16 protein-coding genes are annotated in these 16,327 nt (G+C 39.1%); 6 read left to right on the top strand and 10 right to left on the bottom strand.

What is annotated here, in order from left to right; translation table 11 throughout:
* Nucleotides 1-8: 8 nt before the first annotated feature.
* Entirely contained in the window at nucleotides 9-1,421 is a 1,413-nt protein-coding gene (locus LMB56_RS04610) for a PTS galactitol transporter subunit IIC (RefSeq protein WP_065533341.1), read from the bottom strand.
* Nucleotides 1,422-1,575: 154 nt separating this feature from the next.
* Between LMB56_RS04610 and LMB56_RS04605 the strand changes: the two genes are divergently transcribed.
* From LMB56_RS04605 to LMB56_RS04595, 3 genes are all read left to right on the top strand, one after another.
* Nucleotides 1,576-2,745, top strand: a complete 1,170-nt coding sequence (locus LMB56_RS04605) for an MFS transporter (protein WP_020843368.1) — start codon at nucleotides 1,576-1,578, stop codon at nucleotides 2,743-2,745.
* Between the two features lie 174 nt (nucleotides 2,746-2,919).
* Nucleotides 2,920-3,801: an XRE family transcriptional regulator gene (locus tag LMB56_RS04600; protein WP_153702832.1), complete on the top strand. Its 882-nt coding sequence runs from the start codon at nucleotides 2,920-2,922 to the stop codon at nucleotides 3,799-3,801.
* 10 nt (nucleotides 3,802-3,811) lie between these two features.
* Nucleotides 3,812-4,522 (top strand): lantibiotic ABC transporter permease, encoded by a 711-nt coding sequence (locus LMB56_RS04595; RefSeq protein ID WP_229283904.1) that lies wholly within the window; start codon nucleotides 3,812-3,814, stop codon nucleotides 4,520-4,522.
* A 41-nt stretch (nucleotides 4,523-4,563) separates the two neighbouring features.
* Here the strand turns inward: LMB56_RS04595 and LMB56_RS04590 are convergent, their stop codons facing one another.
* From LMB56_RS04590 to LMB56_RS04570, 5 genes are all read right to left on the bottom strand, one after another.
* Nucleotides 4,564-5,508: an alpha/beta fold hydrolase gene (locus LMB56_RS04590; RefSeq protein WP_229283903.1), complete on the bottom strand. Its 945-nt coding sequence runs from the start codon at nucleotides 5,506-5,508 to the stop codon at nucleotides 4,564-4,566.
* Between the two features lie 65 nt (nucleotides 5,509-5,573).
* Entirely contained in the window at nucleotides 5,574-5,885 is a 312-nt protein-coding gene (locus LMB56_RS04585) for an ArsR/SmtB family transcription factor (RefSeq protein WP_229283902.1), read from the bottom strand.
* 314 nt (nucleotides 5,886-6,199) lie between these two features.
* Nucleotides 6,200-6,658 (bottom strand): hypothetical protein, encoded by a 459-nt coding sequence (locus LMB56_RS04580; protein ID WP_003669080.1) that lies wholly within the window; start codon nucleotides 6,656-6,658, stop codon nucleotides 6,200-6,202.
* Nucleotides 6,655-7,062, bottom strand: coding sequence for a hypothetical protein (locus LMB56_RS04575; RefSeq protein WP_003669993.1), 408 nt, complete (start codon nucleotides 7,060-7,062; stop codon nucleotides 6,655-6,657). Before LMB56_RS04575 ends, LMB56_RS04580 begins: the two co-directional genes overlap by 4 nt.
* A 129-nt stretch (nucleotides 7,063-7,191) precedes the next feature.
* Nucleotides 7,192-8,205, bottom strand: coding sequence for a lipoate--protein ligase (locus tag LMB56_RS04570; RefSeq protein ID WP_229283901.1), 1,014 nt, complete (start codon nucleotides 8,203-8,205; stop codon nucleotides 7,192-7,194).
* Between the two features lie 200 nt (nucleotides 8,206-8,405).
* Between LMB56_RS04570 and LMB56_RS04565 the strand changes: the two genes are divergently transcribed.
* Entirely contained in the window at nucleotides 8,406-8,873 is a 468-nt protein-coding gene (locus LMB56_RS04565; protein ID WP_003664906.1) for a universal stress protein, read from the top strand.
* Nucleotides 8,874-8,884: 11 nt separating this feature from the next.
* The gene (locus tag LMB56_RS04560) at nucleotides 8,885-10,813 is read left to right on the top strand and encodes a GTP-binding protein (protein WP_229283900.1); all 1,929 of its coding nucleotides are present in this window, start codon (nucleotides 8,885-8,887) and stop codon (nucleotides 10,811-10,813) included.
* Between the two features lie 216 nt (nucleotides 10,814-11,029).
* Here LMB56_RS04560 and LMB56_RS04555 read toward each other — a convergent pair whose 3' ends face one another.
* The 3 genes from LMB56_RS04555 to tnpA all read right to left on the bottom strand — a co-directional run bounded on the left by LMB56_RS04555 (nucleotide 11,030) and on the right by tnpA (nucleotide 13,844).
* The gene (locus LMB56_RS04555; RefSeq protein WP_229283899.1) at nucleotides 11,030-11,932 is read right to left on the bottom strand and encodes an ROK family protein; all 903 of its coding nucleotides are present in this window, start codon (nucleotides 11,930-11,932) and stop codon (nucleotides 11,030-11,032) included.
* A gap of 25 nt (nucleotides 11,933-11,957) precedes the next feature.
* Entirely contained in the window at nucleotides 11,958-13,310 is a 1,353-nt protein-coding gene (brnQ, locus tag LMB56_RS04550) for a branched-chain amino acid transport system II carrier protein (RefSeq protein WP_229283898.1), read from the bottom strand.
* An 84-nt stretch (nucleotides 13,311-13,394) separates the two neighbouring features.
* On the bottom strand, nucleotides 13,395-13,844 hold the full coding sequence (tnpA, locus tag LMB56_RS04545) for an IS200/IS605 family transposase (protein WP_011953568.1): 450 nt from the start codon (nucleotides 13,842-13,844) through the stop codon (nucleotides 13,395-13,397).
* 74 nt (nucleotides 13,845-13,918) lie between these two features.
* Between tnpA and LMB56_RS04540 the strand changes: the two genes are divergently transcribed.
* On the top strand, nucleotides 13,919-15,169 hold the full coding sequence (locus LMB56_RS04540; protein WP_229283897.1) for an RNA-guided endonuclease InsQ/TnpB family protein: 1,251 nt from the start codon (nucleotides 13,919-13,921) through the stop codon (nucleotides 15,167-15,169).
* Between the two features lie 405 nt (nucleotides 15,170-15,574).
* On the opposite strand, the gene LMB56_RS04535 is transcribed toward LMB56_RS04540, so the two are convergent.
* Complete coding sequence (locus LMB56_RS04535; protein ID WP_229283896.1) at nucleotides 15,575-16,321, bottom strand: alpha/beta hydrolase; 747 nt, start codon at nucleotides 16,319-16,321, stop codon at nucleotides 15,575-15,577.
* Between the last annotated feature and the right edge of the window lie 6 nt (nucleotides 16,322-16,327).

The following is a 16,327-nucleotide window of genomic DNA, read 5'->3' as shown; positions in this document are numbered from 1 at the left end:
CACTTTACCTAAGCATTCTTCATGGCCATCTTATTAAGGTAGTGCCAAATTTGCGAACGATATTTCCGTAATCCGAACAACATCACAAGGTAAATGATAACTGCTAGTGAAATCCAAACGGGACTTTCTGATATAAAGGCAGCAAAAACCAATGCATTCAATGGTCGTGCTACTAAGTTAAAGCTTGTTACCAAGACTACCCCGGTTGGAATTGCAACGCCATAGTGGGCCACTGCTGCGGTATAGACCGGACTGAGCCAACTAGCTGCATATAAGCCTAAACTAAACCACACAATTCCCGTCGCAATTACTTTTAAGATATTTCCACGAGTCACCGCGACAATTGATTCAATCATGTACGGAATTGCAATTAAATCAACTACCGGAAGGGTCTTATTGCCAGGAAGGATAAAAGCAATTAAAACCATAATCGGGATTAAAATGATTCCTGAAATTAAAGTGGCTGATTCTCCATAGCCAACACCATCATCAACAGCTAGGAACCACCGCTTTTTATCATAACGGCTATTTTTATTTTCGCCATGTCGTTTCTTCTGCTGCTCATCAATTTCAGTCGCGATAGGAATAAATGCCTTTGCGAATACGTTTGTGACAAGGGGGAAGATTGCCATAACGGCAGCTAGTTGAATCGCAAATTTAGTAATCTGTCCCCACGCGCTTATTTTCCCCAGTGAAGATAAATTACCCAAGATTCCAATTATTAATCCCAAGATAATTCCCATTGTAATTGGTTCCCCAAAGACACCTAGTTTTTTCTGAAAATCTTTAGGGGTCATTTTCACTTTGTTAAATCCCAGTAAATTCCATAACGGATCTAAAATAATTGCTGGAACCACTTGCTCGATATTATGTAAGGAGTCGACGGTGGTATTTTCGATTCCATAATAGTCGGCCCACCGATCTGCTTGAATCTCCGCTAAGACTAGCGAATACAGGAGCATAAAAAATTCCAGCCCTAATGATAGCCAATAATTATGAGTTACATAAAAAGCTAGGGTACCCCAGATCATATAACCAAAATTGTTCCAAATATTAGAAGGCAGAAATACTTTGGTAACGCCAAGCGCAAATAAAATTAATTCAGCTAGTAACCCAAAAACAAAAAACGATAAACCAACCGTTGATCCAAATGCTGCTAATGACCCTGCTTGCCAGCCAATATCAACCACTGGCAGTTTAATCCCCGTGTTATCAACCATTTGGCGGACAATCTTAGTCACCACTGGCGTAAATTCTGTGATAATCCAGGTAAAACCAGTTAAACCGACACCAGCATAGAAAGCACTCATCATTGCGGTCTTAGGCTGCACTCGTAGTAATAAAGCAATGATAAAAATTATTATTGGGACAACTACACTCGCGCCAAAAGTTTGAAAAATAGCATTAACTTCTTGAAGCATGTTTTACCCCCTCCATCGAATAAACTGTTACCTATATTTTCCCTAAGACCGGTCTTTTTAGCAAGGCAAAAGGTTTATCTGCGTTTGCTGTAGAAATCCATTCAGAAATTTGCTACAGTATGATGAGTTTAATTTATTAGGGAGGGTACATTTTATGAAATATCGTTTACAAGCTATTATTTTTGTCTTCGTTGCCTTTATGCTTGGGTGTAACGAATATATGATTGTCGGCGTTTTACCTGATATTGCCCATGAATACCATGATTCGCTTGGTAAGTTAGGCCTACTTGTAACTGTATTTGCCTTGGTTTATGCTATTTTCACTCCGATTATTACTTCAATGGCAAATCGGTGGCGACGACATCATGTTTTACTAGTTCTCATGGTCATCTTCTTTATCGGCAATACGTGGACAGCGATGGCGCCAAACTTTATTTCAATGTTGCTTTCGCGGATTCTAACTGCTAGTGTTGCCGGTGCGATTATCTCAATGGTCCTCGTAATGGCGAGCTATGTTGCGCCGCGTGAAAAAAGAGCAAGCCTGGTTTCATGGGTTTTTGCTGGGTTTAGTATTGCTTCAGTTATCGGCATTCCAATCGGAACCGTTATCAGCACCACCCTTACTTGGCATGACAGTTTTTGGATGATTTCTGGAATTACGATCATTGTTTTTGTCGCCTTGATTTGGCTCGTCCCACGTGATACGCCTCAATTTAAGAGTACCCTTAGCAAGCAGTTTGTGTTATTTAAGGATTCACGAATCATTCTCGGTGTTAGTTTCATTGTTGCTATTTGTGCGGCTGACTACACAATTTATACCTATATTCGTCCTTTAATCACTAACGAAATGGGCTTTGATAATACTTGGTTGAACTGGCTCTTATTCGGAATGGGAATCTTCTTTATTATTGGTAATAAATTTGGTGGCTATCTAGCTGACCGTGGCGGAATTCATCGTCTCAGTGGAATCTACGCGGCAATGACAGTCTTATTTCTCATCTTTGGTCCCGTCTTACCATTCAAGTGGGGTGCCATTATTATTGTAGCTGTCTTATGTATTGCCTTTTCATGTTATGGTTCTTCCACCCAATTAATGTTCCTTGATATTGCCGAAAAACAATATCCTCAATCACTTGACTTAGCTTCATCTCTAAACTCAATTTTTGCTAATATTGGTATTTCACTAGGCTCTTTTACTGCCTCTCAGGCTGTTACCTTCACTGCCATGAAAAACCTCGGTTACGTTGGCGCAGTCTATGGGCTCCTTGCAACAATACTAGTCATCGTCCTGAGCAAAAAATATACGGGGATGCGCAATTATTAATCTTAACTTTGAGTACAGATGGATTTTTCTATCTGTGCTTTTTTATTTCCCGGGAAATTTATATGCAACTAATAGTAGCGAGGTGAGCAATTGTTGTTATCTAAGGATTCTATTGACCTTTTAAGCAGATCCAATTAAATTCTAAATATAGATTTTGAAAAGGAGCTTTTTACTATGTCGTACTCTTTCCCGCATCAACTGCTCAAATTGCGGACTGAAAAACAACTATCACAAGCTGAACTGGCTAAGCGTCTATTCGTTTCCCGCCAAGCCGTCTCCAAATGGGAAAATGGGGATGCTGAACCAAGCATCGATAAGCTGATTTTGCTTGCTAAAGTTTTTAAGGTTTCATTAGACCGCCTTATCTTGGGAACAAACGACTTTAATCAACCACTGGTAAAACTTAATAATATTGTTAAAACTTTTAACTCACCAGTTCTCAACAGCCTTGATTTAACTATTCATAATAATGAACGCATTGCCCTTCTTGGTAGTAACGGCGCTGGTAAAACAACTTTAGTAAAGATAATTGAAGGTGCTTTGCAACCCAACGAAGGTACTGTTAAATGGTATTTTAATAAAAATGATTCTTTAAATATCATGTCCCAAGAAAATATTTTAATTCCGACCCTAAAAGTTAAAGAGCAGATTATCTTGACAGCCGCCATAACTAAGGTTGATTCAAAACAACGAATCAATTATCTTCTTGATCAATTTAAACTATCATCCCAGCAAAATACAATTATTGCGAAATTATCAGGTGGACAAAAACGCCGCCTTTCGCTTTTGCTTAGTGTCCTCCGTCAGTCCAAGCTTTTGATCCTAGACGAGCCGACTGTTGGGATGGATTTAGAATCAATTGACTATTTTTGGCATTTTATTGAAAAGGTTTCGGGAAGTATTTTAGTTATTACTCATGATTTCAATCAAATTGATAAATTCTTTTCCCGTGTTCTGCTCCTTAAAGATGGCCAAATCTCTCAAGACATCCCTGTCAAGGAAATCCACCAACATAATCAAACAATCGAACAATGGTATCGTCAACATAATCGTTAGGAGCTTTCTTATGAGTATCATAGCAATTCAACTAAAACAAGTTTTACGCAATCGTCGTTTCTTTCTTTTTACTATTCTCCTGCCAGGTATTTGGTATGTGTTTATGATTCAAGTTGCTAGTACATCCCTCCCCGCCACTGGCAACTTCCAGCTCGCTTTACTCTTGCTTGCTCTTCTGATGGGAATACTCGGTAATTCAATCGTTACTTTCAGCAAACGGATTTGCAGTAATAAGGACTTCTACATTCTTCAATCGCACATTAGTCACTATTCTCTGTGGAACTATTTATTTTCGCAATTAATTACCCAAGTCATCATCAATTTGTTCATCACCCTCGTAATTATGATTCTTGCTATTTTCCTTCATACTATCGAGTTCAACTTCATTACTATCACTAGTATTTTGTTAACCAATATCATCGGAATATATCTAAGCGTGATCGGGTTTGCAATTGGGCTTTCCTTTGACGCACCAACTGTCGATGCTGCTGGAACCCCAATCCTATTTATAATCGCAACTTTTATTACTCCTTGGAAACACCTCCTACCAGCTAATTCTTTTATTGATTTTTTTACTAATGTTCAAAAGCTATTTCCAACTTATTATCTTTATGCCGACCTTGATCATCTATCGGTTAGTCATCTTGGGCTACTATTTGTAACTGCGATTATTACGCTATTACCTTGGCTTGGCTTTATCTATCGAAAATTAAAAAGATGAACCCTAATCAGGACAATCTTCCTCATAATGTTCATCTTTTTTTATGATTCTAAATTATTATTAATGAAATTTAACGCATTCTGGTGTAATTCGTCCAATGCTTCTTTTTCAATAGGATAATGGCCACCATTTTTTAAAACTGTCTTTTGTACCGGTACATGAGTTATTTTAGCAAGAAATGGATCTGATAGTCTTTGTGGTGTCCAGCGATCTGCTTCTGGCTGTGTTAAAATCACCGGACAAATATCAAAATCTTCTGGCTTAATTTCTGGTACATATGTCATATATGATGCCATAAATTTCATACTTACCTTAGCACCCGCCGAGGTCCGATCGCTTAACATTTCTTTTAAGCATTCTTCATCATTAACCAAGGCTTTCATTTTGGAAGGAATACTCATTTTCATCTTAAAGCCGCCCAAGCCTATTTGAGTACTTAATTGTGCTAAAGCCGTTCCATATTTTCCCCAAAAAGCATTATTAGTAGTAGTCATGCGAACTTCTTTGGATCGTTGGTCTAAGAATGTCATTCCAATAATCCCTTTAACCTTTTTATTTTTAGCAGCAATATGATAAGTTTCCATTCCACCAGCCGATAATCCATATAAAAAGATTGGCCGATTATCTCGCTTTAATTCATAATCAATATAATCACTTCCGCATTGTACCCAATCATTATACGAAATTGGTGTTGGTTGAACTATTTTAGTTTCGCCATAAAGGGGCATATCGATTGCCACTACTTCAAATCCATCCAGGCTCAACGGGTGACCTAAAACGGTCGTCATTTGTCTGCCGTTTGTACCAACACCATGAAGAAGGATAACTTTGGCCGGTGCTTTATCATTGCGATAAGTATCTAAATGAATTTGATTTCCATGCCAATTCCAATACTCCTCCTTGGGTAAGGTCGCTTCCGTAAGTTGATATTCAACTGGTAGATAGTTTTGGATTCTTTTCCACATGTCTTGATTTTTATAACTCATTTCTCTCTTCCTTTCATTGGTTTAAACATTTGAACATATAAACCAAAAAATAAAATGATGCTTAATTAGGACATCATCTTCATGTCATGTTCTAAAGAATTTAACAGTGACTTTAATAAATTATAAGAAGGTTCTAAATTCAAGCGGTATATTCTTTCCTTTCCATTTTTCTGAAATGATATTAGTCCTGCATCAAGTAATAATTTCAAATGGTGAGAGACCGCTGGACGTGATAGCGAAAGTTGGTCTGTTAATTCTGTTACTGAAAGTGCATGTTTATCGAATAAAAGCAATAAAATCTGTTGACGATTGTCATCTTGTAGCATATTAAATATTGGTGCACTCTCAGCCAAAAGTTTCATCGTTTTTTTACTCATTTTGTTCTTTCCTCCCCGAAACGTGTTCAAAGATTTAAACATATAATAAAGTATCTAGAAGAAGTTGTCAACAAAATAATAAAGAGGTTATTAAAAAACACAAAGTTTTTAATAACCTCTTTATTTTCTGTGTATTGATACTATCTCAAGTCAATCAGCACTGTCCACATGGCCGATTAACTGGACACCTCACAATCCGGTGAGTTAATGTGTCCCACTTGTCAAAATGTCAATGGTAGCTCTTAGGGTCGCTACCAGACCTCTCGACTCATCGCAAATTATAATCTAACATATTTGACTCATTGATGCAACTCTTATGCTCTTGCTTCCATTATATCTGCAAGGTGTTCGGCTACCCATTCTTGAGCTTTAGTAACCAAATCAGTTGTCTTTCCGCTTTGATCGGTTTCATTTGCTAATTCATCGATCCGCAATCCCGTTTTATTAATATCTTCACTCTCCATTACTAAATAAAGATTAACAGGGTACTCGATCTCTTTATCCAATAATTTAACATCTAATCGCTCTGCCTCATCCATCGGTATGTTAATTAGGTTGGTTTCTAAGCGAAAGCTAACTGGATCACCTTTTTTCATTTTAATATTCATCTTATATTGACCAAGGTGTCCCGTATCAAGCTGTTCAATCATAAAATTAATTGCAGTTGTTAATACTGTTTTTTGCTGTGATTGGGCAGCAGTTTTTTCAACTTCTTCTGTCACAACCTGATCGCTCGTCAACTGTGACAAATAATCAGCTACTGACATCTTCATTTTTTCATTTGCTCCTTCATTTTTTCAATTTTAGCTTTTGTATAGTCTGCACGCTGTTTTGCACCATAATAAACACCAGCAGCTCCTACTAAAATTCCAACAATACTTAGTGCTTGAATAAATAATCCGTATGCACTTTCTCGTGGACTTACCATTTGAAATGCGGCTAAACTAGCAATTGCAAAATAAAGATTTACTAAAATCGTTGCATATCCACAAAAGCGCATCTTTAAAAACGATAATCCGTTAACAATGATTGCTAAAACGATAAAGAGGAGCAGCCGCGGCCATACAGATGATGATGTCAGCGAGTGGCCATGCTGAACAAACATAAAAGCATCAAGGACTAATGCAATTACTGCTGCTACTGATGTTACAATAACAACTTTTTCATTATTTTTCATTTATTTTGCCAACTTTCTTTTTTGCTATCCCCGCGGATGACCAATATTTTTACATTCCTTAATTAACGAAAAAGGAATGTAACGATTAATTACACTCCTCATTTTACTAAATTAAGTTAAAAAGCTCAATTATGCGAGTAAATCAGCTACTTCAGCAGTTGGAATTCCCGTAATATATTGCTGGGTTCCTTCCGCTTCAAGGACTTTAGCAATTTCATCATGGTCATACTTAACCCCTTGGAGCTTTTCTGCTAATTGGTTAATATCCTGTGGGCCAAAGAAATCGCCATAGAATTTCACATTTTTGATTACGCCATCTTTAACATCAAAGCGGGCATCAATTGTCCCCATATCAAAGTGTTTCCGCCGCTTAACCGTAAATTCTGGCGACTTACCATAGACCCAATCCCAGTTGTTATAGTACTGCTCATAGATCTTATCAATTTCTTTTTGATCCTCGGGAGTAACCACGTATTGCTCATCCTTAATCTCTTCAAGGTCGTCAACATGGAAGAGACCCTTTATCAATTCATCCCTAAATGTTGGCACATCAATATCTTGGTACTTTTCATCCAAGTATGGACGAAGGTTCGTAACTCGTGATCGAACGGATTTGATCCCCTTTGAAGCAATCTTATCTTTTGCTACGTGAAGGGCATCCGCGACGACACTTAAGTCAACGTCAAGCATTAACGTTCCATGGGAAAACGTCTTTCCATTACGTGAATACATCGCATTTCCCGAGAATTTCTTACCATCAACTAAAATGTCATTACGACCGCTGACCTCTGCACTGGTAGCGCCCATTTGATGAAGAACATTAACAATTGGCTGGGTAAACGATTTAAAGTCACCAAATTCCTCACTATCGCTTGGGACCACAAAACTAAAACAGAGGTTCCCTAAGTCTTGATAAACAGCACCACCGCCTGATAAACGACGGGTTACCCGGATATTGTGTTCCTTTACATAATCATGATTAATCTCTTCAAGCGTATTTTGGTTCCGACCCACAATAATACATGGTTCTTCATAATAAAATAGTACTAAAGGCTCTTTTCCAAAATCCTTATTATTCATTAAATATTGTTCTGTAGCTAAATTCATTCCAATATTATGAGAAGTCATTGAAACATAACGCATAACTAGCACCCTCTTATAAAAACATCAACATAAATAGACTAAAACTTTACTTTTGTCATTTAGTCATCCAATTGTAGTGTACGTCTTTTAGTAAGCGTTTGCAATATATTATCGACAAAGCAAAAAATACTTTCTTTTTTACATCTTTTTAGGGCGAAAACATTTTATAATAAAGGTATAAACTTTCGGAGGTGTCTATTATGACAGAAATTTATCCATACAAACACATTCTAGTTGCTGTCGATGGCTCAAAAATTACTAGTAACGTCTTAGAAAGTGCCATTGATTCTGCACTACGGAATCATGCTAGCCTTGATATCTTACGGATTGTTCAAGTAACGCAACTAACAGATGGCTATAGCAATGCGGCCCTTAGCAACGAAGAAACATATAATATTGTTAAAACCACCAAGGAACGACTCGATGACTTGAAAAAACGTGCGGTCGATGCGGGGGTTGAAGACGTTAACGTTCATATCCGGTTTGGAAATCCAAAACGTGTTATTGCCCATGAATTTCCGTCAGATCACAACACCGACTTGATTGTTCTCGGTGCGACTGGTGTATCTGGTCTTGAACGCTTTGTTCTCGGCTCTGTTACCCACTATGTTAGTCGGATGGCAAAATGTGATGTTCTTGTTGTTCGCAAAAACGACCATGTTAACTAGGTGAAAAAACGGTGAAACAAATTGTTACTGGCATCGTTGCTCATGTCGATGCTGGAAAAACGACTTTAACCGAAGCCCTCATGTATGAAACCGGCGCTATTCGAAAGCTAGGCCGCGTAGATAATGGAGATGCTTTTTTAGATCCTAATACGCTCGAAAAACAGCGCGGAATCACTCTTTTTACCCATCAAGCTGAACTAACCTACAATGACCTTGCGCTTACCCTTCTCGATACTCCGGGACACGTCGATTTTGCTAGTCAAACAGAACAAGTCTTACCAGTTCTTGATTATGCAATTCTTGTCGTTTCAGCCACCGATGGTATTCAGGGATACACGCGCACATTATGGGATCTTCTTGCGCGTTATGATATCCCGACCTTCATTTTCATTAACAAAGAAGACGTGATTGGTGCTGATCCTAGCAGTGTTATCGAGCAACTGCAAAAAGAATTTTCGCCGGCTTGCCTTGATTTTGCTGATCCATTAACTGATGAAGTTCGTGAAACAATCGCCATGCAGGATGATACAGTTTTAGAAAACTACCTCAGTACTGGCAGTCTTAGCGATCAAACAATTCAACAATTGATTAAACAACGTAAAGTGTTCCCCTGTTATAGTGGAGCAGCCCTAAAGTTAACTGGAATCACTAATTTCTTAAAGGGACTTGAGAAATGGACTGTTACGCCTGCGTTTTCTGATGAGTTTGCGGCGCGGGTATTTAAAATTTCCCATGATGACAAGGGCAACAGACTTAGTTGGGTTCGCGTATTCGGTGGCAAAATTCCAGCTAAATCAGTTTTGTTAAATGAAGAAAAAGTGAACCAAATTCGAATATATAACGGGGCTAAATTTACCCCGAGTCAGGTTTTAAGTGCTAGTCAAGTCGGTGCTCTTACTGGATTAACTTCTACATCCCCTGGACTTGGTCTTGGTAAAACAAAGCCACTCCCGGCACCAGTCATAAAACCAGTCTTAAACTATGCCGTTAAAGTTGATAAAGAGGACCTTCATGCTTGTCTCAACGCCTTAAAAGAGCTTGAAGATGAAGATCCACAACTACAGATCTCTTGGCATCCTCACATCCAAGAGATCCACGTTCAAATTATGGGAGAAGTTCAACTTCAGATCCTGCAACAATTGCTTCAAGAACGTTACCAATTGGAAGTTACATTTGATGAGGGAAACGTTCTCTATCAAGAAACGATTACTAGCAAAGTTGAAGGGGTCGGTCACTTTGAACCATTACGTCACTATGCCGAAGCCCACCTTCTTTTAGAACCGGGAAAACAAGGCTCTGGAATTACAATTAGCAGTGATTGCAGTCTTGATATCCTGGATCGCAATTGGCAACACCAGATCTTAACTAGTTTACAGGCCAAAGAACATTTAGGGGTTCTTACAGGAGCTCCCCTTACCGATGTCAGAATCACCCTCATTGGTGGTCGCGGCCATATTAAACATACAGTTGGTGGAGATTTTCGTCAGGCTAGTTGGCGAGCGGTTCGCCAAGGATTGATGGAATTGAAGGAACAAAACGAATGTCAATTATTAGAGCCTTGGTATGCTTTCCACCTTAAAGTCCCGAATGACCAAGTAGGACGCGCAATTAATGACATTCAACAAATGCATGGTACGTTCGAGCTTGATGAAGCTAATAGTCAAGACTTAACCCTGATTACGGGAACCGCTCCTGTTGTGGGCATGCGCGACTACGCCCAAAGCGTTCGCGCCTACACTCACGGCCAGGGTCAACTCGAGCTTGTTGTTGCTGGCTATTATCCATGTCATAATGCTGAAGATATTATTAGAGATGTTAATTATGATCCGGTTGCTGACCTAGAAAACACTCCTGATTCCGTTTTCTGTGCGCATGGTGCTGGTTTCCCCGTTCCATGGAATGAAGTCCCAGCAATGGCGCATTATCCGTATAGAAAATAGGTTGTTGATAAAGAGAGAGGCTGAGAAAAAACTTCGTTTTTTCAACAGCCTCTTTATTTATACGAACATTATTTAAGATATCGTGGAACTAGCTTCGCGTCGCCACAAGGCTCGAGGCTAAGTTCGAACGCTAATCAGCCCGTGCCGTGCTAATCCCCGTTCTATCCTTAGCCCACCGCCTTGTCGAGAAGGTTAATTCCCACTCACTCTCTTTTTTCATTCAATTGTCAATAGCAATCCATACAATGCACCTAATAAATTAGCTTCATTGCCAAACTTTGCGGTCATTATTTCTGGCATCGTGACATCATCATGAAGACGGTAATCACCCTTTTGCAGAATCATAAATTGTTTCTTTATTTCATCAATTAAAATTTTTTGGGCACTAATGCCACCGCCAATGAGCACACGTTCAAGGTCAACAACTGTCTGGATATTTAAAATCAAAACAGCTACTCGCCGACAAAAACCTTCAAATAAGGACCAAATAACTGGATTATGACGATTAATTTCTTTAAATACTCGCCGGCCATCAGTTTTATCCTTAATATCACAAATATCAGCCATGGTTTCAATCATCTTAACTGCTGAAGTAGTAGCTCCCATTGTCGAATAGTGAAGTTCAGGCGCATCATTATCAATGATCATGGCACTTAATTCACCGGCCTGAAAATGTGGTCCGTGCAAGAGCTGGTTATTAATAACAATCCCGCCTCCAACTGAAGTTCCTAATGTAATTACAGCGCCATTACTGATACCGTTGAGATTGCCAAGCCACATTTCCGCCAATGTCGCACAATTAGCATCATTACCAACATATACTGGGCAATGAGCTCGTGATTCTAGATAGGCCGCAAAGTTAAAGGTCCCCATAAAGCCAAGGGCACCAGTAAACTTTACCTCTCCCGTCGCCGGATTGACGACTCCTGGAAGACTGACACAAATCGCAGTAACCCTGTCTAAAACCGGCTCCACAACAGCAAAGATTGCAGCCAGAAATGCTTCTTTTTGATGAGGAGTTGGGACATGATTTTTCTCAAAAATATTACCAGAGTGATCAATTAAAGCACTCTTTATCTCTGTCCCACCAATATCAATACTCAAATACTGTCGTTGCATAACTCCTCACCTCATCTTTCTTATATTATACACGACTCCGCTGCTGAGGGTACCATATACAAATACTGATGAATAAGCCCACCAGGGTAAAAGGCAACCAACTAAAGCCAAGTTGGTACAAGGGAAAGTATTTTTCTGCAAAATGAATTAATGACATGCTAAATGTGGTATCCCGTAAAACCGGTGGGAAAGCATTTACCATATCAAAAAACGCAGGAATCATTGTTATACCTGTCGTGATTCGGTAAATTAACGAAGCTCCCTTGAATAGGGGCGAAAAAATACCTAGTAGGATCAACACAATGGCTAACGGGTAAAGGAACATTAAAACTGGTATCGACCATGAAACGATCCGATCTAATCCCATGTTAGCAACTAGAAATGACAATAGGCAATTACCCCGTAAAAAGGCTTTATAAGAAATCTGGGGAAAACGATAATGAAAGTCCTGAGCAAAAGCAACTACTAACCCCATCGCCGTTGTCATACACGTGATTGTCGCAAGGGTTAGCAATAATACATTTCCAAAATCTCCCATATAATAATGAGCAATTTGATTTAATGTTGTTCCCCCATTAGCTGCGATTGTGAATTGGTGCCGACTCGTTGTTCCTAAATAAATTAGTCCGATATACAAAATCCCAATTCCCAAAATCCCGATCATTCCACCCTTGGTAGTAGCGAGTGAAACTGATTGTTGAGATTTAAAACCAAGTTGGCGGATTGCGGTAATAATCGTAACGCCAAAAACCAATGCTGCTAATGCATCAACAGTGTTATATCCCTGAATAAAACCATTACTAAAGGCATGATTAATATATTCTGGAGTTGGTTGGGGAGTAGTTGTACTTCCCATTGGATGAATAAAGGCGAGAAGAAAGATCAAAAATAACATAATAAGGAAAATCGGATTTAAAACCTTCCCAATTATTTCGGTGATTTTTCCCTCACGCGTTGCAAAAAAGTAAACAATTAGAAAAAATGCTCCGGTATAGGCTAATAATCCCCAACCTTGCATCCCTTTACTTAAATATGGCGCAACTCCAATCGTATAAGGAACAGTTGCCGTACGCGGGGTTGCACATAAAGGTCCAATAATTATTTGAACCAGGACAAGGAAAATAAGGGCAAACCTTTTCCCATTTGGTAAAGCTAGTTCATATAATCCATTTGCATGTGTAATACTAATCGCTAGTAATGCAAATAGCGGTAAAAGAACACCAGAAAGCAAGAATCCACCCGTTGCTGCTATCCACTGGTTACCAGCTAATTGTCCTAAATGCACAGGAAAAATTAAATTTCCTGCCCCAAATAACATTCCAAAAATTAGCGACCCAATTACCAAGTAGGGTTTACACGCTGCTTTAATTGAGCTCATAGTTAATCACTCATTCCTTTTCTCTCAATTTAATGATATTCAGCCGGAAATCCCGTGACTCTAGTCATGGGATGGAAGGCCCTATCAAGCTCCGTAAGGAGCTTTGTTCATTTCATTGTATTTTTGATCGTTTATATATTTCTCGACAACTTCTTTACTCATATTACCTAACGTGCTCATGTAGTAACTAGGCGACCATAAATGACCACTCCAGGATTGGGACTGCCGAATTTCCGGGTGTCGACGTAAGAAAATAAAGGCGCTTCTGCCTTTGAGCGCTTTGATGGCACTAGTCGGTGCCTTGCTAGGCGGAAAGCTAATTAAGACATGAACATGGTCAGGCATAACTTCCATTTTCTCGATTACAATTTCGTTATCCTCGGCTACTTGCCATAGGATCTCCTTCATTTCGTTTGATAACTCATCAGTAGTAAAAGTTTTATGACGATATTTAGTAACCCAAATTAGATGGAAATGGAAATTATAGATATATCGTCTGGTATATACTGCATCTTTGATTTTATCTTTACTCATTTTATTTACCTCTATATTTATCATCATTGACATATGATATAATGTCATTATATCAACAAAGAAGGTGAAATTAAATGAAGTCAATGGCAAAAATGCAATATCATTATGGTCTGAAAATGCGTTGCTATCCTAGTGACCAACAAAAGCAGTTGATTAAAGTTAATAGTGACGCTAGTCGCTTTATCTATAACGAAATGGTTGCGATCGGTAAGGAACTAATGCAACTTCGCAGAGTTAAATTACCGATTGACACAGTTCAGGATCGTATTAAACAACTAACTATGCGCCAAAACGCTAAACAAATGTCTAATCACTATCAATTTTTAGAAGATAAACGAATTGACAGTTTGGCGAAAGCTAATGCCATTCAGAACTATCGGAAAGCTTGGAATGCTTTTCGGAAGGTCCACACCGCTGGTGTTCCTAAATTTCATCGAAAGAGTTATCGCTGGCGTTATCAAACCAATTGTCAATACCCAGGGCAAAAGCTTGCGTTGCTAACTAACGGTACAGTCTGTTTTCTAGATAATAGCCATGTCAAAGTCCCTAAAATCGGACTGTTACGGGTTGCCGGTTCTCAAGCACGTCTTTTGAAGAGAATGTGTGAGACTAGAATTGGTACTGTGACATTGATTAAAGATCCAGCGGATCACTTCTTTCTATCAATGCAACTAGCTTCAGATGAATCTTTTGTTAAAGTGTCCCAAGCTAATCACGGACATATCGGAATTGATCTTAATACTGATAATTTCTTAACCGATAGTGACGGTAACACAGTTCCTAATCCACGATATTATCGCACTATTAAAGGCAAATTAGCCAAAGAACAGCGTATTTTATCTAGACGGCAACGGCGTGTCAAAAAAGAACATCGTTCTTTACGCGATAGTAAAAATTACCAAAAGCAACGCTTGTTAGTTGCCAAACTCCATGCCAAAGTAATGAACCAAAGACATAATTTTCTCCAACAAATCTCTACTGCATTAATCAAGAACCACGATTTAGTAGTAGCTGAGGAGTTGTGTAGTAAGAACATGCTCAAGAATCATGCTTTAGCGCTTAGTATTTCTGACGTTGGCTGGCGTTCCTTTCTCGGCATGTTAGCTTATAAAGCAGATTTGTATGGTCGTCAATTTATTACAATCAGCCCAAGAAATACTACCCAAACATGTCACAATTGTGGCTTTGTGATGGGTACTAATGGCACGGACAAACTAACGTTAGCTGACCGAAAATGGACTTGTCCTAACTGTGGTACTCACCATATTCGTGACTGGAACGCAGCTAAAAATATTCTTGATAAGGGAATAGTTAAACTAGCTTAGCTTATCTGTCCCTATGGCAACCTGGGGACATAAAAGGCGTTGGTAATTAGACGACCACTGTTTGATTATAACTTCGGTTGATCAAATAAGTTGTCCCTATCTACGCAAATTGTGGTCTGAAATCCACGAGGGTTTTCGGCTCACAAGCCACTAACTTTAGTCAGTGGTGGTTGACTCTGACGCTAAATTATACCATGAAATAATCATCCAGACAGGAGTATATTTTAAGCAAAGGGAGCGACTCGTGACTTCGTTTTTCGACGCGAAGCTAGCCTCTGGGTGCCCCCGCAAGCAACAATAGGCCTCCAATGTTCGGCTTTTTTACCGGGCGTTGGAGGCCATCGTTGTACTGCGCCATTTGTCTTTTGTGAAAATAACTTGGCTTATGTCACAGTCCCTTTAAAACTAATTTTTCAAAAAGTTAGCTACCAGTTCCAAAATTTCTTGGCGTCGTGAGCCATTAAACATATGCCCTTCTTCAGGAATTAAATGCAACTCACTGTTAGGCATGATCACATTATATTTCTTTGAAGCTTCCGGGGAAACTACATTATCAGCTAACCCATGAATTAGCAGTGTCGGTCCACTATAATGCTGTGCTGTTTCATAAATTGGTAAAAGCTGCGCCGTTCGAAAGTAGTCGCCGCCAACGGTAAAGCCATGCACATCAACCGTTTCTGGTATATGGTTAGGGTCATATTGACTTCCTTGACAGACTCCTTTTAGCGCATCATCTTTCAAGGTTGCGGCAGGTGCCAACAGTACCAGTTTTGTAATAATATCGCGATAATAAGCCGCCAGCATCGAAGCAACTACCCCACCTTGCGAATGACCAATAAGGTAAATCTTCTTTGCTTGCATAGTGGTGTGAGCATAGTCAATGATTTTCATTCCATCCTGGATTTCACTGAAAACTGTCATATCCTTGAATTCACCATCACTATGACCAGTCCCATCAAAATCAAAGCGTAACGTTGGAATTCCTTGTTGATTTAAATAGTGCGAAAGAGCATACAAAATTTTAGAATCATCATATCCCAGATTGCCCTTAAAACCATGCATCAGAATCGCAACCGTATCGTTTTTAATCGTCGTTGTTCCCTCAAGAAGGCCATATAGTTTTAGACCATCTCGTTTGATTGTTATTTCCATCAAACC

The sequence above is a fragment of the Limosilactobacillus reuteri genome (assembly GCF_020785355.1).
GTDB lineage: Bacteria > Bacillota > Bacilli > Lactobacillales > Lactobacillaceae > Limosilactobacillus > Limosilactobacillus reuteri_I.
Note: the sequence above shows the minus strand (reverse complement) of the source record. Positions and strands in the feature narration are given on the sequence as shown.